The sequence below is a fragment of the Mesorhizobium sp. WSM3862 genome (assembly GCF_002294985.1).
Taxonomy (GTDB): Bacteria; Pseudomonadota; Alphaproteobacteria; order Rhizobiales; family Rhizobiaceae; genus Mesorhizobium.
The window spans coordinates 26,650-47,804 of record NZ_NSGE01000006.1 but is presented as its reverse complement, the minus strand read 5'-3'; the positions used below and the strand labels follow the sequence as shown (position 1 = coordinate 47,804).

Annotated in this window: 27 protein-coding genes and 2 tRNA genes; 9 read left to right on the top strand and 20 right to left on the bottom strand. The window is 61.6% G+C overall.

What is annotated here, in order from left to right:
- The first annotated feature begins 329 nt into the window (after positions 1-329).
- Positions 330-405 (top strand) — tRNA-Thr (locus CK224_RS19335).
- Between the two features lie 186 nt (positions 406-591).
- Here CK224_RS19335 and CK224_RS19330 read toward each other — a convergent pair.
- Positions 592-1,044: a hypothetical protein gene (locus tag CK224_RS19330; RefSeq protein ID WP_095782864.1), complete on the bottom strand. Its 453-nt coding sequence runs from the start codon at positions 1,042-1,044 to the stop codon at positions 592-594.
- A gap of 1 nt (position 1,045) precedes the next feature.
- Entirely contained in the window at positions 1,046-1,735 is a 690-nt protein-coding gene (locus tag CK224_RS19325) for a hypothetical protein (protein WP_095782863.1), read from the bottom strand.
- A 121-nt stretch (positions 1,736-1,856) separates the two neighbouring features.
- On the opposite strand from CK224_RS19325, the gene CK224_RS19320 reads away from it, so the two are divergent.
- The 7 genes from CK224_RS19320 (at position 1,857) to CK224_RS31340 (ending at position 5,414) form a co-directional block, all read left to right on the top strand.
- The gene (locus CK224_RS19320; RefSeq protein ID WP_095782862.1) at positions 1,857-2,096 is read left to right on the top strand and encodes a helix-turn-helix transcriptional regulator; all 240 of its coding nucleotides are present in this window, start codon (positions 1,857-1,859) and stop codon (positions 2,094-2,096) included.
- A 436-nt stretch (positions 2,097-2,532) separates the two neighbouring features.
- A complete protein-coding gene (locus CK224_RS19315; protein ID WP_141245830.1) occupies positions 2,533-3,669 on the top strand; it encodes a hypothetical protein in 1,137 nt (378 codons plus the stop codon).
- A gap of 129 nt (positions 3,670-3,798) precedes the next feature.
- Positions 3,799-3,874: transfer RNA gene (locus CK224_RS19310), tRNA-Ile, on the top strand.
- A 120-nt stretch (positions 3,875-3,994) separates the two neighbouring features.
- Positions 3,995-4,345, top strand: coding sequence for a hypothetical protein (locus CK224_RS19305; RefSeq protein ID WP_141245829.1), 351 nt, complete (start codon positions 3,995-3,997; stop codon positions 4,343-4,345).
- Positions 4,346-4,365: 20 nt separating this feature from the next.
- Positions 4,366-5,040, top strand: a complete 675-nt coding sequence (locus tag CK224_RS19300; RefSeq protein ID WP_095782859.1) for a hypothetical protein — start codon at positions 4,366-4,368, stop codon at positions 5,038-5,040.
- Positions 5,037-5,273, top strand: a complete 237-nt coding sequence (locus CK224_RS19295; protein ID WP_095782858.1) for a hypothetical protein — start codon at positions 5,037-5,039, stop codon at positions 5,271-5,273. Before CK224_RS19300 ends, CK224_RS19295 begins: the two co-directional genes overlap by 4 nt.
- Entirely contained in the window at positions 5,274-5,414 is a 141-nt protein-coding gene (locus tag CK224_RS31340) for a hypothetical protein (protein WP_176477962.1), read from the top strand.
- Here the strand turns inward: CK224_RS31340 and CK224_RS19290 are convergent.
- From CK224_RS19290 to CK224_RS31335, 3 genes are all read right to left on the bottom strand, one after another.
- The gene (locus tag CK224_RS19290; protein WP_095783110.1) at positions 5,396-5,644 is read right to left on the bottom strand and encodes a hypothetical protein; all 249 of its coding nucleotides are present in this window, start codon (positions 5,642-5,644) and stop codon (positions 5,396-5,398) included. The genes CK224_RS31340 and CK224_RS19290 overlap by 19 nt on opposite strands.
- A gap of 290 nt (positions 5,645-5,934) precedes the next feature.
- Positions 5,935-6,117 carry a hypothetical protein gene (locus CK224_RS19285; RefSeq protein WP_095782857.1) on the bottom strand — a complete coding sequence of 61 codons (183 nt, stop codon included), beginning with the start codon at positions 6,115-6,117 and terminating at the stop codon, positions 5,935-5,937.
- Positions 6,118-6,300: 183 nt separating this feature from the next.
- Positions 6,301-6,477, bottom strand: a complete 177-nt coding sequence (locus CK224_RS31335) for a hypothetical protein (protein ID WP_176477961.1) — start codon at positions 6,475-6,477, stop codon at positions 6,301-6,303.
- Positions 6,478-6,656: 179 nt separating this feature from the next.
- On the opposite strand from CK224_RS31335, the gene CK224_RS30830 reads away from it, so the two are divergent.
- Positions 6,657-6,902: a hypothetical protein gene (locus CK224_RS30830; protein ID WP_141245828.1), complete on the top strand. Its 246-nt coding sequence runs from the start codon at positions 6,657-6,659 to the stop codon at positions 6,900-6,902.
- Here CK224_RS30830 and CK224_RS19280 read toward each other — a convergent pair.
- From CK224_RS19280 to CK224_RS19210, 15 genes are all read right to left on the bottom strand, one after another.
- On the bottom strand, positions 6,837-9,032 hold the full coding sequence (locus tag CK224_RS19280; protein WP_095782856.1) for a hypothetical protein: 2,196 nt from the start codon (positions 9,030-9,032) through the stop codon (positions 6,837-6,839). The two genes, CK224_RS30830 and CK224_RS19280, sit on opposite strands and share 66 nt — an antisense overlap.
- Entirely contained in the window at positions 9,032-11,284 is a 2,253-nt protein-coding gene (locus CK224_RS31660) for a phage tail tip lysozyme (RefSeq protein ID WP_095782855.1), read from the bottom strand. Before CK224_RS31660 ends, CK224_RS19280 begins: the two co-directional genes overlap by 1 nt.
- A complete protein-coding gene (locus tag CK224_RS19270) occupies positions 11,281-12,273 on the bottom strand; it encodes a tail fiber domain-containing protein (RefSeq protein WP_095782854.1) in 993 nt (330 codons plus the stop codon). Before CK224_RS19270 ends, CK224_RS31660 begins: the two co-directional genes overlap by 4 nt.
- 3 nt (positions 12,274-12,276) lie before the next feature.
- On the bottom strand, positions 12,277-12,738 hold the full coding sequence (locus tag CK224_RS19265) for a GNAT family N-acetyltransferase (RefSeq protein WP_095782853.1): 462 nt from the start codon (positions 12,736-12,738) through the stop codon (positions 12,277-12,279).
- Positions 12,735-14,633, bottom strand: coding sequence for a hypothetical protein (locus tag CK224_RS19260; RefSeq protein WP_176477960.1), 1,899 nt, complete (start codon positions 14,631-14,633; stop codon positions 12,735-12,737). Before CK224_RS19260 ends, CK224_RS19265 begins: the two co-directional genes overlap by 4 nt.
- The gene (locus tag CK224_RS19255) at positions 14,582-15,286 is read right to left on the bottom strand and encodes a hypothetical protein (protein ID WP_095782851.1); all 705 of its coding nucleotides are present in this window, start codon (positions 15,284-15,286) and stop codon (positions 14,582-14,584) included. The genes CK224_RS19260 and CK224_RS19255 overlap by 52 nt, the downstream gene beginning before the upstream one ends.
- On the bottom strand, positions 15,286-15,945 hold the full coding sequence (locus CK224_RS19250) for a hypothetical protein (protein ID WP_095782850.1): 660 nt from the start codon (positions 15,943-15,945) through the stop codon (positions 15,286-15,288). The genes CK224_RS19255 and CK224_RS19250 overlap by 1 nt, the downstream gene beginning before the upstream one ends.
- A 41-nt stretch (positions 15,946-15,986) precedes the next feature.
- Positions 15,987-16,199, bottom strand: coding sequence for a hypothetical protein (locus CK224_RS19245; RefSeq protein ID WP_095782849.1), 213 nt, complete (start codon positions 16,197-16,199; stop codon positions 15,987-15,989).
- Between the two features lie 64 nt (positions 16,200-16,263).
- Positions 16,264-16,755 carry a hypothetical protein gene (locus tag CK224_RS19240; protein ID WP_095782848.1) on the bottom strand — a complete coding sequence of 164 codons (492 nt, stop codon included), beginning with the start codon at positions 16,753-16,755 and terminating at the stop codon, positions 16,264-16,266.
- Between the two features lie 12 nt (positions 16,756-16,767).
- Entirely contained in the window at positions 16,768-17,751 is a 984-nt protein-coding gene (locus CK224_RS19235) for a phage major capsid protein (RefSeq protein ID WP_095782847.1), read from the bottom strand.
- Between the two features lie 5 nt (positions 17,752-17,756).
- The gene (locus CK224_RS19230) at positions 17,757-18,896 is read right to left on the bottom strand and encodes a hypothetical protein (protein WP_095782846.1); all 1,140 of its coding nucleotides are present in this window, start codon (positions 18,894-18,896) and stop codon (positions 17,757-17,759) included.
- On the bottom strand, positions 18,893-19,183 hold the full coding sequence (locus CK224_RS19225; RefSeq protein WP_095782845.1) for a hypothetical protein: 291 nt from the start codon (positions 19,181-19,183) through the stop codon (positions 18,893-18,895). The genes CK224_RS19230 and CK224_RS19225 overlap by 4 nt, the downstream gene beginning before the upstream one ends.
- 107 nt (positions 19,184-19,290) lie before the next feature.
- Positions 19,291-19,431, bottom strand: a complete 141-nt coding sequence (locus CK224_RS31325; protein ID WP_176477959.1) for a hypothetical protein — start codon at positions 19,429-19,431, stop codon at positions 19,291-19,293.
- 182 nt (positions 19,432-19,613) lie between these two features.
- Positions 19,614-19,976, bottom strand: a complete 363-nt coding sequence (locus CK224_RS19215) for a hypothetical protein (protein ID WP_095782843.1) — start codon at positions 19,974-19,976, stop codon at positions 19,614-19,616.
- Entirely contained in the window at positions 19,976-21,154 is a 1,179-nt protein-coding gene (locus CK224_RS19210) for a hypothetical protein (RefSeq protein WP_095782842.1), read from the bottom strand. Before CK224_RS19210 ends, CK224_RS19215 begins: the two co-directional genes overlap by 1 nt.
- Position 21,155 lies beyond the last annotated feature (1 nt).

Below are 21,155 nucleotides of genomic sequence, written 5' to 3'. Positions count from 1 at the left end.
TTCGCTCACAGTTATCGATCGTTAGCCGCAGGCGACCAGTCAATCAACGGGCGGGCGGCTGCCTTGCCGACGCATCCAATGCCCATTTCGGCGTTTTTTGTTGAAGAATCAACATTTTTTGTCGCCGCCGCCGGATCGGCCTGCAACGGAATCGGACGCCTGCCGGCGCCGGCCCGCAAGCCGTGCTGGCGCGGCGCTTAAGACTGTCGCGCAGCGGCAAGCGACGGAATTGCCGCGCATGAGCGCAGGATTTCGCCGCCAGCCATCTTGAATTAGCTGGCGGTTGAGTCTATCAACCGGCGCATCTTGGAAGCCCAGCGGCTTCCCGGGCCGCTTTAGCTCAGTTGGTAGAGCACATCATTCGTAATGATGGGGTCGCGTGTTCGAGTCACGCAAGCGGCACCAGTTTTCCGATGTTTTTCGCAATATTTTCAAGCTCTTAGGCGAAAGCCGACCTTAACCTGTCCATTCTCCTGTCCACCTTTTAGCAAGCTGTGGAAACAGCGGGGTTAAGGCTCCGTCAGCCATCGTCACCGTCGGCTCCGACGATACAGGGAAAGCGTTTCCGCTCCCATTCGTCCGGCGCCGCGTTCATCGCTGCGCCGCTCTGCGGTTTGCTTGGCGCCCTGCCTGCTGGCGTCTGGCGAGGTCTATGCGATCGACCAGTGCCGCCTCATCACGGGCCATCGCCAGCGCCGTCTGCGGCGAGCCCCCGCCATGCCGCTGCAACCAGTCCTGTTTCCAGCGAAGATGACGGACGCACTCTGCCGGAATGAATATCTGTTTCAGGCACTCGACCCGCCAGACGTTGGAGGCTCGTTCCGTCGCGGCCGAGCATGCCAGCGCTTCCTTGCTTTCCCTGCCATGCGCATCGCAGGCCAGGATGCGCCGATAGTCGGCCGTCATGTAGAAATGATAGGCCAAGGCGATCTGCATTTGACCGGTGCGCCAGTTCGACGCCGGCTTGATCCAAGCGATAAGTTCCGCCAGCTCGTCCTTGATGCCCTGCTCGGGCCGAAGGCGGAATTGAATAACCTCGCCCATGTCACGCCTCCTCGCAAAGCGATGTCATGCAGGCGACGAAGGTGTCCCCATCCACTTCCAATTCCAGGCCCAAGCGCTTGTAAACGCGGATTAGGCAGGCGGCCTTGGCGCGGACCTCCTCTATGGTTTCGCACCGGAGAGCCATAACGGCCCGGAAGGTGTCTCTGGCTTCAAAAAAGGCTTTGTCGCACTTGTCGTAGGCGTCGTGGTATCCGCTGGCGTCGATGACCGCTTCCTGCTCTCGGAGAGATGCCAGTCCCTTGCCGCCCTGCTCTTCAAGGTCGCGCTTCCACCGGTCATAGGCCGGCTTGTTCATGCCGCCCTGCGCGAAGCTCGCTTCAATCCCTGCATGTTTACGAGCTATCTCAGCCTCAAGGCTCGCGGAGGTGTGGAAGGCCTTCGGCGCGTGCGACCAGATCGAGGAGGCGCCCCCCGGCGCGGTCCACGTCGGAAAGAAGCTGTTCCCGAGCGCTTCGGCGATCGACGTTTCGCGCGCCTGGCAAACCTCGTAGTGATCCTCTGCCGTCCGGCAGGCCGCCAGAACGTCCTGAAAGGTGGATGCCGGCGGCGGAGAAGCAGCGGCCGGCGTGACCACGGCAGCAGCTATGCCACCGGAGAGAAGGGCAAGCGCCTTACGGCGGTTGACATTGGGCAAGCCTTCGGCGGCTGCCCGAACATGAGTGTTCGACATTCCACTTCTCCGGTTTTGTGTTTCATACACAATAAGCTGTGTACTGTTAACGTAAACGGGAAATGGCGATTGTCAACCTGTTTCTGTGTGTGGTACACATTTTTGAAACAGAGGGATAGCAATGCTGACTACCGGCAACCAACTAAAAGCAGCTCGGGCGCTCGTGGGGATGGAGCAGCAAGAAGCTGCAAAAGCGGCTGGCGTCCATGTGAATACGATACGGAGCATGGAGGCAGCCGGGGCAGATCCCATCGCGGGTCGGGCTCAGAACGTCCAAGCCGTCCAGCGCGCGCTCGAAGGGGCTGGCATCGAGTTCTTGAACCACGGAAGTCCGGGCGTCAGGTTGCGGGCAAACCGATGACGGAGCCTACCGCGTCGTACGTTGTCGGCAAACCGACGGCCCCACATTACGAATGATGTGGATTTCCTGATTTTGCTGGCTTTTCTGCTTGGAAGAAGCCGGAACAGAGCGAAAACATCAGGAGGTTTCTGTACGGTTTCTGTGCGGTCGGCGCCGATCTTCCCTCAACGTAACCAAGCCGGTAGAAAGCGGGGACGCGGGGAGGGCACATTGCCAAACTGGGCGATCGACGCGGTTTGGTTTCTGGCGATGTGGCAACGATCGTGACCGCGATCGCGGCAGTCTGGGTTTGGGTGCGTTACCTCTGGCAAGCCAAGGCTCGCCAATGGAAGCTTGAAACGTACTTGGAAGACCAGCCCTAGCGGCCGATTTGCTTCGTGGCTTAGTCCAGGTAATGATGACACTTGCTCCGGCACTGGACTAGGCTACCTAGCAAATGAGCGAGGCAAACATGGTTCAGTTTACGCGACAAGAACTCTACGAATTGGTTTGGTCCGAACCGATTAACACCGTGGCGGAGAAGCATGGACTGTCAGGGCGAGGCCTAGCAAAAATCTGTGAGCGCCATCAGATCCCGGTCCCGGGGCGCGGGCATTGGGCGCGGATCGAGGCGGGTCAAAAGGTGACAAAGACGCCGCTGTGGAGGATCGACAATCCCGCGCTGGAGCATGTTTCTCTTGGATGGAGGCGAACGCTTCATCCGCAGGCAGCATTTGCGGCTGAAGCGACGCGGAAGGCGAAAGCGGAGTTTCAGCCTCCCAAGGCCACCAAGGTCGAGATTAGAAAGATCGGGTCACGTCTTCACCGATCAGTCATTGCATTTGAGCAAGAGATGCGACGCGCCCCTGTCGACCACGAAGGCGGCATCAAACGGCCGTGGGTTTATATTCACCGCGAAAGTGTTCCTAGGGTTTTGACGCTCCTTCATACCCTCGCGCACGAATTAGAACCTGATGGCATAACATTCCTCAGCACCGACGAAAGCATGTGGTTTATCCGAGGAGCGTCGAAGATTCACTTCGAGATCAGCAGTCCTAAGAAGCGGGTAAAAAGCCCAGCGGGAAGCTGGCGCTCGTTTGAGAATGTTTTCGTGGGCCGACTGGCCCTGCAGATTTTTGGATCATCGGAAGGCATCAAAAAGAACTGGGTCGACAAGGATGGAATCCAAATCGAGAGCGACCTGAGGGGAATAGTCTTCTCTATCAAGATCAATTTAATGGTGCAGGCCGAAATCGACGAGCAGCGCCAAAAGGCCGAGGATCGGCGCGCCTTTTACGCTCACCGTAAGGACTTGGAACAGAAACGTATTGAGAGAGAACGGGCACGGGAAACGTTCCTAGCGACCGTGGCCCAGGACAGAATGGAGATTATTCATCTCAAGGAAACGGTAGCATTGCTACCTGATCCAGCAGCTCTCTCGCCAGCGCTTGCCCGGATGGTTGATTGGGCAGTCAAGCGCGTCGCCGATCTAGAAGAGCGCACCACGCCAATTGCCATCGACCGGGCTCTTGAAAAGCAGATGCTATTTCCCGAACCGGACAATTTGGCGGACCCCGGTGAGTATATGAACTGACTCACCCGAACTGCCTCAATCGAGAGCAGTTCGCTCTATCGCCCGGAACTGGTTCAACGGGCTGATGTGTTCGCTACGCTTTCGAAAGCCTTGTGCGGACGAGCGAAAAACACTAAGCCAGCCCGCGTGGGGCCTGTAGCTCAATGGTTAGAGCCGGCGGCTCATAACCGCTTGGTTGGGGGTTCGAATCCCTCCGGGCCCACCAAAGTCTAACGCCCGCTTGTGGATAGTAACCTCTCATTCACCATCGCCGAGCCTTCCCGTTGCTCATAGCCTCAGCGCGGAATCTCATACCAGTGTTGCCTAGGGTAGCCGGCGGCCGAAAGTGTCACCCCAACCCGCATTAGCGGTCGCCGGCTTTTTTGGGCCAAAAGGGGGAGCTATGAACGCATGCCGCAGTTTCATCGTCGTACCGCCGATCGGCGACAGGTACGACAATCTTTCGTTTCAGATGCGAATGGAGGAAGAGCTGAACGGCGAGTTCCGCGGCTTCAAGTTCGTGGTCACGACTGATGGGTCCCATCGCTTCGACGATTTCATGCTGATTCCCATGGTGGGCAAAGCGGGCGACAATGTAAGCGAGCCGCTGGCGGCCTTTCCCGACTTCGAAACCGTGGAGACGATCGCCCTATTTCTGCACCGCTACCTTGGCGAGGTGCCGACCAGGCTGAACTAGCCACCGCCGCCGAGAGAGCGATGATCATATCCAAAGCCCAAGTCCAGGGCAGCCGCCCGTCGTTTCGGCTTGCTCTCAGTCGGAACGACCTGGCAATCGCGATCGGCGTAAGCAATTCCTCAATTGATGTTATGGTGACCGAAGGCGCGTTGCCGCCTCCCCGCAAATGGCACTCTCGCAAGCTATGGCTGGTAGCTGAAGTCGAGGCTCACTTGAACGAATGGCCTGTCGACGGCGAGGAGAGAACCCCAAACCAGATCTATGCAATTCTGGATCGGCACAAACCGCAAGAGCAACAGACAGGTCCCGGCGGTTACGCCATCCCCTCGGGGCACAAGGACGATTGGCTTCAAAGGTACTATGATCGGCTGGGTTTCGATCCCCATACTATGGGCCACGATGAAATGAGGGAATTGCACAAGGCCGCCGAGCAAAGATGGCTAGCATCCATCCCTGGTTCGCCCCTCCTCAGGCTTGAGAGGCAGGCGCTTACGCAATTGGCGGAGCACGGACCCAATGTTCAGGTGAACACCAGAGACATCAAGAACTGTGGCCCGAACACCCAAGATCGCCTGAGGGCCAGAGGTTACTTGGAAACCGTTCCCCACCACAAATATCCCGAATCCGTCGGAGCGTTGATCCTGACAGATGCGGGCTATGCAGCCTTCCGAGAACTCGACGCAAAACAATCATGAGCAAGCCCCTCTCCATCACTCAGAGACAGATCACCGCCATTTGCAAAGGCGCGAAGGCCGCCGGCTACATTGCCGAGGTGGTCATCGGCGACGTAACGGTCAGGCTTGTCCCCCATAGCAGCATGGCCGCCACGCCGAAGGTGCCAGAAGAGTTTGAAACACTCGCAGACTACTTGGCGTGGCGAGATGGCCTGCAAACTGAAGCCGATGATGACGACGACCTTCGGTTCTGAATGGCCGTTCCGCTTTACATCTCCGCGATCGGCCTCGTGATGCTCGCCAGCGCCGTCTGGCGCTACCGGCGGCGCGATATGGTCGCGATGGCGGCAAGCTTGGTGATGGCTGCGCTGGCCGGCTACGTCCTTTTGCGGTGAAGGTCTTTGGGGCTGGTGTCTGGCGAATAGGTCAGCGTGATGCGCTTGCGGCCGCAGACCGCGCATTTCATCTTCGGCTTCAGATCCCATTCCATAGCCGGAGCATCAGAGCCGAAGCGGTCGCGTAGCGCTGCCAAATCGAGCTTCTGATGCCGATGGCAATCAAGGCATCCGCCCGTGACAGACATGCCCGCGTCGATCAGCTCCTGGAGGGTCCAGCCGTCGCTCATGCCGGCGATATAGGCAGCGAACGGGGACACCGCCAGAAAGGCTTGTGCCCGGGAACATCGGACTTCAGTCGCAAATCTCGTTAGTTGCGACTCCGCTCATTTGGATGCAGGATCAATGCTCCCCACCTTCAGGGGGTGGGGTGGCCCGACCCGTGATAATCCTGTGTCACCTAGATTAAGCGGGCCGGGCCGCAGAAGGTTCCTGGGGGTACCCGATGCGTTAGGCGGCTCTGGTTGCCACGATGGATAGGAAAGCCAAACCGTGAGCTGCGTCTCCCTGCCGGGCGTGCTCAATGTCGGCCCTTGAGGAATTTCGCTTCCCGAACCAGCGAATTCCAATCTGTGCCGATCAACTTGATCAGGTCCCGCGCCTCCTCCTCGGATAGGTTCGTCTCTCTTGCCAACCTCGCGGCCAAAAGGTGGATGTTTTTATCCGTCTGCGAGCCATCCGGCTTGCCGTCGCCGTCCTTCATTGCCCTATCTCCGTCTCATTCCGACAAGCAAGAGCCCGCTCGCCTGAGGGGGTCGAACGGGCTCCGGGGGACATGCCCCACGCGGCGCGGTGAACCTTGGCCGGGGACACACGCCGCGAGACTCAACCGGGACACTGGCAGGAATGTTCCCCGTATTCCTCCGCTGGTTTGGGTTAGGTCGCGCTAAAGCTTTTTTAGCAACCGCGCCTCGCGGATGAGGGAAGCCGGGGCATTGCCGATCATGTCCACGAGGTCGCGCGCTTGGGCTTCGGTTATGCCAGTTTCCCGCGTTAGGAACTGCACGACGAATAGCTTCTGTGCCCGCGCGCGGTCGCTAAGCTCTTGCTCGGTTTCGGCCATAGGAAAAGTCCCCAGTGGTCCGCAACGCGACTGTGGGAGTTTTGTTCCAGCGAAAAGCCCGTCGCAGCTAACAAAGCGAAAGCGACGCGCTTTTTAGGTTGCCACTGAGACCGCTACATTCCTGAAGGAACTCCTGACGCCCTTTTCCTCGGGCTGGTTTCGCATTATGTTCCGCGCCTATGTCGCGCAACACGGTCCTTCAGCTAATCGCAGCGGTGATCACCATCGCAATCCTGATCGTGCTCCACAAAGGGCTGGACTGGTTTTTCAACCTAATGGGCGTTGGGTTCGCGATGGGCTTCATTTCCGGTGGCTTGGCTGTCTTCCTGGTTTGGTATTTGGCGGATCGGGAAGAGAATTCACGGGCGGCTGGCGGCATTCCCTCCGCCGAGGAGCAGCGCACGCGCCACTCGATCGATCTGTGACTGCTGAAGCCGCGAGCCCTGGCCCGCACGCATAAGCGCATCGAGCACGGCACTCTGTTGCGGTCCGCCTGTCAGGCTTCGCGCCATATCCGATATCGCCTTCTCGTTGCCGCCGTTACTCAAGGCGTCGATCACGCGCTCAACAGACCTGGTTGCCGCTGCGCGTGTGGCACCACGGGCGCCACCGGCAATGAAGCCTTCGCGCACGCCGAAACCGCTGCTTCTGCCGCCGTCGATCGCGTCCCTGGCTGCGATGCGCGCTGCCGTCTCGGAATTGCGCGTGACGATGTTCGACGTGTCGTTGAACAGCCGTTCCCGGTCGAGCAGATCGATAATGGCCTTGGCCTTGTCGGAGCCGAACAGCGACGAGAGGCGCGCCCGGTTCCAGTCGCCTTCACCTTTGATGATCTGCTGCAGCGCGACGCGGTCGTTCGCCTTGGTGCCAACGATGCGCTCAATCTCCGCACGGGCGCCTTCACGCAGGCGAAGCGGAACGGCCGAGGGTCCGACCTGCAATCCCTGCGGCAGCGCGCCCTGCCTGACTTCGTCGGCAAGCTCGTCCGGACGCGGCGCTTCCCGGCCGCTGGAAAGCACCGTCTGGCCGCGCTGGACGGCCTCCTTCTGCCTCGCCAGCTCGGCGTACTTCGCATCGACTTCCTTGATGCCGGGAACTGAGGCGGCCAGTTCGTCGTCGACCGCCTGCCTGGCCGTCGTCAAGGCGTTCACGTGATTTGTGCCCTGCGCCGTCTGCAATAGATCGTCGATCGCGTGCCGGGTGTTCAGCAGCGTTTCGGCATCGGTCACCAGGCCGCTGGGAACGGGCTGCCCGGTTGCGCGGGCCTGTTCGATCTCTTGAGGCGTCGGGACATAGTCCAGCATCGAGCGAACGCGCTGGATGCCCTTCTGTGCGTCGCCACGCAGGGTTTGCGCCTCGGCGTCGAGATAACGCGCGATCGGCGCGGCATCGACCGGGGCGGCCTCGCGAAGAGCTTCCCGATATAACGGCGCTAGATACTGCTGGTTCCGGTTCGCTCGATCGATGATGCGCGACGGCGTCGGCGCTTCGCCAAGTGTCTCATTGATGCTGGACCGAATGCGCCAATTGGCATCGGCGTCGCGCGCGCCGATCGCATTGCGCACGATCGCCTTGCCTTCACCAGGTGTTGCGGCAATCGCGCCAGCCGTCTGGCGAAGGTTCGGGCCAAGATCCATCAGCATGCCATTCTCGCCGAGCTGCGATAGTGCGCCGGGCTCTACGGCATCCTGCCGGACCGCGTCCGCCAGCACCTTGGTTGCGCTCTTGTCGAGCCCGAGCGCCTTGGCAATCGAGTTAAGCTGGATCTTGTCGGCAATGGCTTTTACGCCACGTCCCGCCAGTGGGGCGAGGAACGGAGCCGCAAGACCCGTGGCAAATCCGACGCCAGCGCCAAGGCCGGCTTTGTTGAGATCGCCACCTGACCGGACCGCGCTATCTGCCCCATTCATCAAACCGCCGGTGATGGCTGGCACGGCATACTTGCCGAGCTTGGTCGTTGCACCAATACCGAACGCTTCCGGCGCCGCTGCCAGGGCGGGGATTGTGCCTGCGACCGCGCCCGTGACCTGTGCCGCCGTGTCAAGCTTCGGGTTCATCGACTTTTCGGCTTCGGTGCCCGCCTCGATGCGCCTCATGACATCGTCGTACTTCTCGCCGTTCATGGCGGCGATCGTCGCAGCGGCGGCGCGGTCGACTCCACCCCTGATCATCGGGCCGACGATCGGGATACCTTCAAGAATGCCGCCCGAGGCAGTTCGGATTTTGCTGACCGCGTCGTCGCCATCAATTTCACCGGTCAAGCGGTTGTACCCAGGAACGCCCGGAGCGAAGGCCGGGACGCCGGCCGGCTGCCCGGTGTTCGGATCGGCAGGCGGAAGCAGCTTGCGGCGCTCTTCCTCCGACAGCTTCATCAGCTCTTGAGCCTTGGCGATACCAGTCTTCGCCGCGTCAGACACGCCGCCGGCCGATGACGCAGGAGCACCAGGCAGCGACTTGGCGATTTCATCGACCGCCGCGTTCTGCTGTCCCGGGGTCATCGACAGAAAGACGTCGTCGACCTGTACCTTGTGGCCTTGGATGTTGAGCGTAGGCATCAGGGTTCAACGCTCCACTTCAAGCCACTGCTGGTGGTTCCGCCGCCAGTGCCGGCCGGGGTGGCAACCGTCCCGGAACCGCCAGTCTTGATCGCGTCGACCATCTGTCGGATGCGTGCCAACTTATCGTCGAGCGACGCTTTCGCCTCTCCGGGCTTTGGCGTCAGAATCGCCGCTTGGTTCTCGACTTCGGCGGGCGCCGCCGTCGCACCGGAGACGCTATAGAGGTACGACGCGATGATGGTGCGAAGCGAGTTCGACGCCCGCTGATACTCGGGCGATTTCAGATATTCCGTGCCATAGTCCGAACCGTGGGGGATCGCGGACAGGGCCTGGTCCTTCGGATTGGACAGGGCGGCGAAGTTCTGTTCGACAATCTGCATCTCGGGCGCGACGACCGAATACAGCTTGTTGTCGCGCTGCTGCTGCTCGTTTGGGGGCTTCTGCTTCGCACCGGTCAAAGGCAGGATGCCGGCGTTTCCGGTCCGCGCGGGATTGGCAGCGCGCGGGCTGGAGGGCGCCTGCTGCTGAACGTCAGGCGCTGGCGCTTTATTCGGCGCAGGCGTGGCCGACGGCGCCGCGGGAGCGGCCGGTGCGGCAGCCTTGGGCGGTGTGACAGGCATTGCCGGACCGCCAGCTGAGGCCTGTCCAAACACACCCTGCGGCGTCAGGAAGAGCAATTCGCCGTTCGGACCGCTGATCGTTTTGCCGGCGGCGAGTTGCTGCGCCTGCTCGACGGTGAGGCCGCCCTTCTCGGGGCCGGCATCCATCAGGCCGTTGAGCGCCTGAGCCTCGACAGAATTGCCGGTGAAACGGAACTGACCGGCATTCGAGCCACCGATGCTCACGGCTCGCGTCTCGCCCGTACGCTTGTTGTACAGCGTCCGCTCGTCCAGCTTTTCCCAATCGGTCTGCTGGCCGGTGTAAACGGGCTGGTGCGTCTTGGGGTCGACCAGGACGCCGCCCACCTCGATCGGCTTGCTTTGCTCGGCTGCGAACTTCTCCCGGTCGAAGTCGAGGCGCGCCTTATCACCCGGCTCGATTTGCGGGCTTCGTAGCTTCTCGACTTCCAGCCGGTTCTTTTCGAGTTCGAGTTGCGTAGCTGGGTTCGCCTCCTCGAGCTTCTGCTTGAGCATCAGGCTAACGACCCCGCGCTGCTGCTCGGATAGGCGGGGGTCCTGTGACGCTTGCAGAAGCTGTTGCAGGCTCGGGCCACCAGCGACTTGCGTGGGCGCCACCTGTGCCGACTGAGGGATAGCAACGGCTGGCGCGGGCACGGCGGCCCGCGGCGACTGCACCGGCTGAGCGACCGTCGCCGGGCTGTCCGGCGTGTTCATCGCGTCCCATTGGTCTTGCGTTATGCCCTTGCTGGCGTACTCCTGCGGCAGCGGACGCTTTTTCAGCGCTGCCGACACACCCGCGCCCGGTTCAAGGCTCGCGACTTGCACCGGGGCCGCATCCGAGCCGGCGAAACGCGACGCCAAGGAGTTGGCCATCGAAATGCGGCGAGCCGCCTCGCCACCCGGCCGGTTGTAGCCAGCGAACTTCCAGGCGTTGTTCATGAGGCGCTGCGCTTCCTCGGGCGACTTGGCCGCGTTTAGCGCATCGATCAGACCAGGGTCTTCATGGAGGAAGTATTGCGCCTGAAGCTGCGGCGACGGGGCGTTTGCGTCACCGCCGTTACTACCGGCGAATGCCCGCATGGCATCGAAGCGCGGACCGCGCCACGACAGGATACCGCCCGCAGTCCCTGCCTGACCGCTTTCGCTCGGGTCCGACCAAGAGCCGAATGCGTTCTTAGGATTGAAGCGGCTTTCGGCGTTCGCAGTTGCCGCGACAGCAGCGAGACCGTACGGGTTGGTGACCTTGCTTTTCACCGTGTCCATAAAGCCGTTGTAGATGTCGTTGCCAGACAGGTCCGGCGCACTGCCCATCGAGCCGCCGCCAAGGGCCGAAGCGACCGCCTTGCTGGCCGACTCCGAGGTCGCCACCGGCGAGGATGCTCCCCCACTGCCGAACAGCGCTGAGAACACGTCGTTACCGCCCTTGCGCCAGTCGTGCTCGGCCTGCGTCGCCCGACTATCCGCCATGCGGTAGCCGATCGCCTCGCCAAGCGCGTTCAGGCCCTGGCCGATCGTGCGCGGAGCGGCCGGCCGGGCAAGCGCGTCGGCGATAGCCCTCAGGCGTGCCAGGTCTTCTGGCGTCTGCACGCCGGTATCGCCGCCGAAGATGAACGAGGGCTGGACGCTCATGCCAAGGCCTCCCCGTAGTTGACCGCGTCAACGCCGCCGATATTGACGACCGCGTGCGGCCGGAAGGCGCGCACCTCATCGGCCATGACGCCGATCTGCTCGCCACCGCCCCACACGTATTCGAAGGCATACTTTGCGAGGCCGTTGGCGAACTCGCCGACGCGGCGAATGTTCGTCTTCACGCGGCGGTCGGAATACTTGATCAGGTTCGCGCCGAGGCCGAACAGACCGCCGAAAAGGTCGCTGCTGCTCTGCGCTTGCTGCTGCCAGTTTTGGAGCTTCTGGTTGTAGTTGGTGTTGATCAGGCCGGCCACGTCGGTCGTCGGGATCGTCGGCATGTTGGCGTTGACGAAATTCGGCTGGCTCACCTGCGAACCGGACAAGAGCGCGGTCAGGTTGTTGATCGGTGCCGAATTCTGTGCGAGCGCTTCCTGCACCGCCTGGCCACGACCCTGAAGCAGGAGCTGGTTGTAGGCGTCGTTTTCGCCCTGGTTTTCGAGGTTTTGCGCCTGTGCGTATGCGTCTGATCCGGGACGGATGCCGCGGTTGATCAGGTCCGCCTCGTTCGACGCCCGGCGAGCGTCCAGCGCCGGCTGCAGCCGCTTCATGCCGAGGTCCATCAACCGGGCCTCTGTTGCATCGTTCGACAAGTCGACCGGCTTCGACAGGAAGTCGTTCAGGAATGCCGACTGGCTGTTGGCAAGCTTGCCGAGATTGAGCTGTGCCTGGTCAGTCTGATCCTTGATCGCCTGACCGGCCTGCGACAGGGTCTGGGTCGCCGTGTAAGTCGGGATGTCGTAGGACTTGCCCGTATAGGGGTCGTTCCATTTGTAGGTGCCGGTCTGGCTGTAGGTCAGATTGCCGTCGGGCGTGACCTGGTTGACGTTGCCAAGGTTCGCGTTCGCGATTGCCGTGCCGACATTGGTCGCGGTCGACGCAGCAGAGGTCTCTTTTGGATCCGGCGGGGCGGGCGGGTCGGGCGCGCACATTGGTCAGGCCTCCTGAAGGAAATACGTCATTGCGATTGCCGACCGCTTGAAGCCCACGCGCTCGCACATCTTAGCAACGCGTAGATCGGTGGCGATGGTCACGTGCGCCCTGATGCAGCCGCGCGCTTTGAGTTCAGCCAAGATGTGCTTCGTGAAACGGCGACCGATGCCGTTCCGATGATCCGGCCGCATGTAGATGGTGTCCTCCATGGCGATGGGTTCGCTGTTGTGCATGTCCTGCGTGAGCCAGATGAAGGCATAGCCGACGGCCTCGCCCTCGATCCTGACTACGAAGCACAGCAGATGACTGGCCGAGCCATAGACGTTCAGGCGCGGCTTGAAGCCGCCGATCTGCATCCCCTCGGCCGCCATGCGCGCCTGCATCTCGCCATAGTGGCGACGGCAGAGCGGTTCGAGGTCGGACCAGGCACGGTTGAAATCCTCGATGGCGATGGCGTAGCTCATACGACCACCCCGCCGTTTTCAAACGTTACGTCGAGCTGCACGAACTCGACATCCGGGCGCCGATTCAAAAAGCCGGTGACCTGCAACTGCGGCTGCAGCACGTAGCCGGTCTTGCCGATCGAAATCCACTGGCCACCGCTCACGGTCGCCTCAGGCGCGGCCTGGTCCCAAAGCGCTGCGTCCCACTGGCCCGAATCCCACAGGTCCGCCGTGCCACCGTCTGCAGCGTCCGGGGCTGTCGGCAGCGTGACCGTGTAGTTGACCGAAAACGAGATCTTAGGGTTGAAGGGCGTCGAGCTGAGAAACGTTGGCCGCGCCTGGTGAACCGTCTTCAGACGCCCAAGCGTCTTCATGTGATCGGGATTGCCGACGTAGGTGTAATAGATCGCTCCGCCGTCATCGTTGCCGTTGATCTCACCCTCAAACACCTCGCCGTCATTGGTGCCGAAATACAGGCGGCTGTCGTGCAATTCGATGCAGCGGGTTGCCCATCCGACAAACTTGCACCAGGCACCAGTTTCGAGGTTGACGACGAACGACCACGCCTCTTGGCCCTCGGCCGCGATCGGCAGCGAGACGATGGCATAGTTCAGGTCAGGCCACTTGATCACTTCCCAGGGCAGCGACAGCCGGCGGGCAGCTTCGCGCTTCCAGTCGGGCTCGATGTTGCGCGAGATGGCAGCGAGCGACAGCGCGGCGGCATCCTTATTGATCGCAGCAGAAATAGGAACCATGCCTTCCTTCGTCGCAACGATCAGGTCGCCACCGGCGCGCATCGTTGCGCGCTTTCCCATCGGCTCCGTCAGGTCGTAGCGGCCGACAAGGTTCCACTCGGCAGCGGTCGAGCCTGCCGGGTTGCTGCCCTCATAAATCGCGGCCTCGCCCTCGGTGGTCACGAACACGCATTTGTCATCAATGCCGTCGCCGGCATCGAGCGACCAGGTTGCGCCGAAGAGCAGCGAGCCGCCGCGCTGGAAGACGCCGGACAGGTTGATTGTCCCTAGCGCGCCCGTGACGGAATCGACCGGGAGATAGCTGGCTTTCATCGTGCCGCCCTGGATGAAGAACAGGCGGTTTCTATAAAGCCAGACGTGAGACAGCGCCGAAGTCGCGACGCCGGTAATGGCGGCCGACACCTGCACCACGCCGCCAGGGATGTTCGCCTTGGCCGAGCCGCCAGCGCCGCCCGTGATGATTTCGTTGTCGACGAAGGTGCCGGTAATCGACTGGATCATCAGGGAGCCGGTCGCGCCGTTGTCGACGTTCTTGACGATAGTCGCGACCGCGCCGCTGGTGCCGCCAGTCACGGTCCCGCCGCTGGTGAAGTTCACCGTTTGGGCGTCGAAGTTCAGTCGATAGGTGGCAAGGCTGTTGACCGCTGTCCAATCGAACGTCGTGCTGTAGAGCTGAAGGAAGTCGGTGCCGTTGACAGCGACCACGAACGGGCCGCCCGAGGTCGTGAAATTCACGTAGGAGTAATAGCCCGACGTCTGGCCGGTGACGGATGCGGCCGGCGGAGTGTCGGCGTCGGCCGGCGCGGTGACGTCACGAATTGTCGTTTCGTCACAGGCCCAGATCTTCTTTGTGCCGCCCGCATTGTAGGTGATGAAGCTTTCGACCGGGTCGCTGCCGATCGTGGCGCGCTTCACCGATCCGCCACGCATGACAATGCCGGTCGAGGTCGGAAGCCAGTTTTCCAGCCTCTGCGCGGAGAAGGGTTTTGACTTGACCAGGCTCTGGTTGGTCACCCATCCGGCCACGGGCGCGCCGAAGGTATACGGCTGCGCAATGGCGCGCGCGGGAGCCGGAACAGCTTTCCGGCGGCCGGGGAAACGTTCGTACCTCACGCCGCACCTGTGACCGTGCCCGGCCAGACGACACGCCGGCCGCGCCAACTAATAGGGGGCTGGCCCGAAACGACAGGCTTCGAACCGCTGTCGGTGTCGATCCGGCGCAAAAGGGTGTCCTGGTAGTCGTCGAAGTCCTGTTCGTAGGCCTGCCCCTTGTTCTGCTTCCAGCGATAGATGATCGCCTTTTTCAGCAGTTCCTCGGAAAGCCTGAAGCTGTCCGCGTCTTCGGTGAACATGGTCTTTATCGACGCATCGCTGGCGACGACTAGCTGGTTCGACACGTAGAAGAATTTGACGGTTTCGGTGTCAGCCATCACTGGCCATTGATGAAACTGGTCGCCATAGATGATCCAGTAGCCGTTCACCGTGGCGATCGGCGTCACCTGAAGCTCAAGCCATTGATCCGGGCTGGTCAGGTGTTCAGTTGCCCACTGCCAGCGCGACGACCACAGGGACGACGTTTTCTGCATCCGCAGGAAGTTCGACGGCATGTCGAACTCATCCGATACGCCGTCGCCCGTGAATGTGTGCTGGATCAGCAGCTTCTGCCAGTCGTGGGCATCCGCGATTTCGGCTGCCATGACGTTGGCCAGCTCCTGCATCTCGACCATTTCTCGACCGGTCGCGCCATAGACCAGGCTCGGCACGTCCATGCCGAGCACTGTTGCGGCGCCTTTGACCACGTCGAGGATAGACATCAGGCTGCGTCCTTGGCCTTGCCCTTCGGCTTGGTCAGTTCCTCGATCATCGCTTCCATCGCGGCCTGACGCTCGACCAGCTCGGCAATCTGCGCATCCTTCGCGGCTTCACGCTCGGCGGCCTTTGCAGCGTCCGAATTGGCCAGGAACAAGCCGGCCTGCTTGCGCAGATCCCGCATGTTCGGCAGGCGCACACGGTCAAGCTGACCGTCGGGCAGATCGCGGACTTCCTCCACCGTGCGGATGCCGGCGGTACGCAGCACCTCCGCCTGCTCCGGTGTGACGCCCGACCAGGCTGCAAGCGCTGTGCCGTTGAGCGGGATTTCACGACCTGCCTTGAAGGCCTCGTAAGCCGGCTCGATCTGGCTCCAGCGAGCGGTCATGAAGCGCAGCTTCTCGCCGTCCTGATCCTCGCCCATCAGCGACGGATCGGGCAGCAGGTGGCGTACGCGTTCCGTCGTGCGCGTGTTGAGCGGCGAATGCGACGGCGAGTACGTCACCCAATCCTCGGGCTGAAGCTCAAGGATGCGCCGATTGCTGGCGTCGAGCTTGTAGCCCTTGGTGTCGCACTTCTCCTTCACCGGGTCGCCCTTGACCGGCAGTTTCTCGTAGCTCGTCTTGAACCCGATCACGCGGATAAGGGGCTGCGCTTCGCTCATAGGTTTCGGCTCCTGAAAACGTTGTGGGCGCCAGCGGCGCCCTACTGGTTGATCACATCGACGATGATGTCGGGAAACTCGGCGAGCAGCGCTGCCCACTCGGCTTCCGACAGGTTTTCAGCCTTGGCCAGGTTGACGGCGTTGCGGTGCTCGCCGCCATTCCAAAGCTGGCGGAATTTCGGGAAGATGCCGGCCTGGGTATCGACTGCGACGGGCTCGGCGGGTGCTTCGTTCTTGTCGGACTTATCGGCCATCTCAGGCACTCCTTCGATGTTGAGGAAAAAGGCGGGCCACGCTTCCGCAGCCCGCCCCCACTGATCAGTACGGGAACGCGCACATGATGATCTTCGCCGAGGCGTCGATCGCGTAGGCGCAAACCGTGTCGGTCACGGCGGCGGCCACCTTCAGGGTGCCGTCGGTGGTGGCCGAGAGGATCAGCGCGTTGCCATCCGCACCCGAGACGAGCGCAGTGGTGACGGTGGCCGGGCCTTTGACCTGGATCCAGCCGTACTCGCCATGGCCGGGCGTGCCGGCCAGAACGCCCGCACCGTTGGCGGCGGTGTCAGACACGTCGGAGGTGACTTCGTTGTACTGGCCGGCCGAGACACCGCCGGCAGCGTAGAAGCCGACGACGTTGCCGACGACGGCTGCAATCGCGCCGGCGCCCTGGTTGTACTTCACGAAGCGGTAGACCTTGCCGTCATACGCTTCGTAGGTGTCGCCGATCTTCGGAGCCTTGCCGGATTCGGTGCCGGTGAGCTGCGCGGCGGTGAACGTCTTGGTGACGTCGATACCAACAAAAGAGGTCATCGTTCTTGCTCCTTATGCCGCGTCGAAGATCACGCCCTGAAGCGAGCGGTTCGAGCAGACGAGGTTGCCCATCCAGTAGAACGGGATGACAACCGCATCCTGGTTGACGGGCTTCTTCTCGTCGTCCTGCGTCCACTGCGCCTCCTTGTGCTGGTCGACGTAGAGGTAGTCGGAGTTGAGGAAGTAGCCCTTCTCGGCCGTGGTCGTGAAATTCGTGTTGTCATCGAAAATCACGTCGGCGGTCTTGTACTTCAGCCCGATGAAACCGGACTGAGCCATGTCCGCGTCCATGTAGCGCTGAAGCTGCTGCTCGCCGGTTTCGTACAGCGAGTAGAAGTCGTGGCTGAACGTGATCAGGTCCGGCTTGTCGGCGCCGCGATTGAGCGTGAGCCACATCGCGTTCATGTCGGCCTTGAAGGTCGCAGCGTTGGCCGCAGAAGGCGACGCGGCAAGGTTGGTGCCGGTGGCCTCACGGAACTTATTGCGCCAGAAGGTCCATGTGGCGGAATCGATGCCGCCGACGATGCCCTGACCGTTGGTCTGCAGGATGTTGGCCAGGCCGCCGATCTGGTTCGACAGCGAGCCGTCGGAATAGAGGTCGACGGAGAAATTGTTGGCCGCCGTCTTGAGCGCATTGTTCTTCTTGGTCTTCACCAGGTTGATCATCGCGAACTTGCCGGAATTCTGGCGGAGCTCCTTGCCGCTCGACACGACGTGCAGCGCAACCTGCGCCCAATCGTATTTTGCGGAGGTGACGACGTCAGAGCCGTTGGTGTTCAGCGTGTCGAGGCCGGCGTAACGCTGATAGGTGCTGTTTTCCGCGTATTCGAGCTGCACCTGGATTTCGGTGCCGCCGTCAAGATTGCGGATCTTGTTCTTCTTCTTCAGCCGGTTGAGGAAGGCGTTGTTCTTCGAAACGTTGTCCGCCACTTCCGTCGCGCTGTTGCGAAGGGTGGTGGACACCATTTCCGTGAAGGTAGTCGACGGACCAGCCATCGCTATTATCCTTTATGGTTCCGGTCGTAGACAGCGGCCAGTTCTTCATCTTCGGTGAGAACCCGAGCCTTGCCCGACGCTGTTGAGGGGATGTTGACGGAGTTGGCGCGCTTGGCCGCGTCGACCTTTCCGGTGTCCTTGGGAGCGGCCGGTTTCGCGGCGGCTGCCTTGGCCCTAAGATCGGGATCGGCGTTGACTGCCATGTCATAGGCCAGATTGAACACGGCCTCTTTCGAGGCGGTGGCTCCAAGCCGGTCCCATGCATCGTTGATGAAAGCCACCATGCGCTTTTCAGGGATTTCCGAGTAAAGCGGCTTGTCGGCTGACAAGCGGCTCAACTCCTCGTTGGCGGCGGTGGTGGCGTCGCGCTCCTGAAGGCGCTGGTTTATGCGGTGGTCGATGTTCGCGGAGTTGTGGACAGACGCGAGCATCTGCTTCAACCCGGCGATTTCCTGCCGCAATTCGTTCTCGCCCTGCTGGACGGTCTGGCCGAAGACAGCCGCGACCTTATCGCGGATGCCATAGCGGTCGATGATGTTCATCACCGTTTCGACCGGGGCCTGATCCATGCTCTGCTGGACGTTGAAAAGATAGTCGATCGCCTGTGCCGGCGTGATCACTCGACCATCCGCGCCCTTCTTGCCGGTGTTCGGGTCAAAGTATTTTCCGTTGCGCTCGATGACTTCCTGAATCGGCTTGTAGGCAGAGGCCTGCCGGCCGTGATCGGAAAGCCGCTGCTGAAGCTCCTGCTCGCGATCGGCGACGAACTTGCGCAGATCGGCCGGCGCCTTCTCCCAGGCTTGCTTGACATTATCAGCGACGCCGCCCTTGATGCCTTGCCAGTTGGCCGGGAGAGGAACCTGCTCGGCGCCAGGCGTCAGACTATCGCCGGCCTGTCCCTCTCCACCATCGCCGCCAGCAGCCGCCGGTTCAGCGGCCTCGGCAGCAGATTTCTTGGCCGGATCAGGGCTGGCAAACTTGCCCTGATCCCGCTCAGCGCCGTTATCGCGCTCGTGCTTGTTCCAGATTGCTTCCAGCGCAGCGTCATCCGCGACGGTCGCCGCGGCATTGCTGTTCGCGGCCTCGGCGAGGGTGCCGGCTGGCGGGGCGTTGTTGGCTAGGCTTTCTGCTACAGCAGCGCTCATCGAAATTCCTCTGACACCTGAAGGCCCCGCTTCTTGCAGAAGTCGGGATTGCGAAATTTGCCCTTGGTCGGTGACAGGCTCGGCTCGTATTCGACGCAGTTGTTGCGCTTCAGATCATCGCGGCGCTCAGAGCGCGAAGTGACCATTCGGCCATCGATCGGCGAGGCGTAATCCGGGATGTCGGAAATCACGTTCGGCATGACAATCTGGCCGGCGAACGGCTTTTCCATCGGAACGCCGGTCTGCCGGTCGACGAAGATGCCATCGCGGAAAACGTACCTTGCCAATTTCCTGTCCTGCATTTCGGGCCAATGCAGGGTGCAAGGGGTCAGTGCGAAATTCTAAGCCGCTTGGGTAAACGTGTGGGTACGTCAGCTGATGTCTCAGCTTGCAATTAGCGCAGGCGCTTCAAGAGCACCGCTAACTTCTTCGGCAGACCGGTCGGCACGCGGAAAAATGGATGCGAGCGGAAATACTTCGCAACTTGCACGCGGACTTTCCGACTACCGACGACCACCGGTGGATCGCGCTTCACGGTCACTCTCCCAAAAAAAGGGAAAGCCGAAGAAGCGCCCTCCCGGGGCTCCCTCAGCTCTCGACCGTCCCGATGGGGCTACAACTGACAACCATCGGGATCAGTATGAAAACACTCATATACAGCTATCGTTCCGGCTTTTAGCAGAGCCGCGCCCTTTTAGGGCTCGCGATTGCCCGAGTTTATGCGAGCAGCAGCAGCAACACGGCATCGTCGTCGTCGCGGATGGCCGCCATTTCCTTGTCAATGACCATCCGGCCAAGACGCCGCTCCAATGCTGCCGCGTCGGGAAGCTCGATCGGCGGGGCTTGGAAACCGGCGAGCAGCGCGTTGATGATTTCCGGCGATAGCGCTGGCCACTCGATCGCCTCAAGGATCTTCGCTGGCGGCTCATCGAGGTCGACAACCTTACCGTCACGAACGTATTTGACCGGCTTGCGGTAGTAGCCGCCGCCTGGCTTGAAGAGCGCATCGAGGTCTGCGCCTTTAGGGCCGAAATAGCGGTTGCCGTAGTAGCGCTTGCCGAACCAGCGATCAGCAAACATCAGTTAGCGTCCAGAATGACCGCAAGTCGGTTGCCGTCCTGGTCGACGGAAGCGTTGATGCGATCCTTCGTATCGTTCGTATCGCGGAAGATGGCCGTTCCGGTGCCGAGGCCATTCGCCTTGCCGAGCAGAGCAGCAGACCATAGCCGCCAGCCCTGCCGGGGCGTCAGACCGGGCTCGATGCCGGATGCGCGGTCAAGCAATGCGTCGGCGTTCTGGTTCGCGGTCGGGATATCGCCAACGGCAGCTGGGGCGGCCGGCAAATTGTCGGTCTTGCCTTTGATCGCGGCAGTGTCGCTCTTGACGGCGGCAATGTCGGCCGAGACAGAGGCGCCGGCAGGAGCGCCGAGCTTGCTGCTGATGGCGGCGTCGTTGGTCGCTAGCGTCGAAAGCTGCGTGTCGAGATTGGCCGAGGCCATGCCGACAGCACTGCGCACGCCAGGCGCGTCCAGATCGTTTAAGCCGGTAATGCCGGTTCCCTTGGCAAGCACGATGTTGGTGCCGGCGGTCAGCACGCGCGTCGCGGTCGACCATACGGCATCGAGGGCATTGGCCGCGAACTTCGCAGCGGTGATCGCGCCGGCCGCAAAGGTGTTGGCCGTGATCGCGCCTGAGTTCCATGCGGTGCCCCCCGCATTCACGACGTTGACGCCGAGCTGAGCGCTGGCCGTGTTCACCGCCGCGCCTGCGATCTGCGTGGTGTTCGCCGACACAACGCCGGCCGTGAGGCTTACTTGGCCTGTGCCGGTCCCCGACGACAGCAGCACGCTCGCGCCGATGTCTCGGGCCGTCTGGCTGGTGCCTTGAATAGCAGAAACGTCAACGCGCCCATTCGCGTCGACAGTTGCCGTACGCCCTGTCGTGGTGTCGCGGCGGAACAGCGCAATAACGCGGGTGACCGGGGCCATGCTCGCCTGTGTGATGTGCAGCACCTGCTCTTCGGCATCGGACGTTGACGCAATGGTCGTGTCTTCGTCGATCAGCAGCGAATAGACGCCCGGCATGTTGGCTGCCGACAGTTCGGTGACCGTTGGCGTGGTGTAAACAGTCGCTGTGCCACCGTTGCGGCTGCGGTAGACCGTGAACGAAGTCAGGCCGGTCTTGCGCGTCTTCAAATCGACCGAATCGACCGCAACGAAATAGATGTTCTGATCGACCTTGCCGCTTGGAATTCTCATG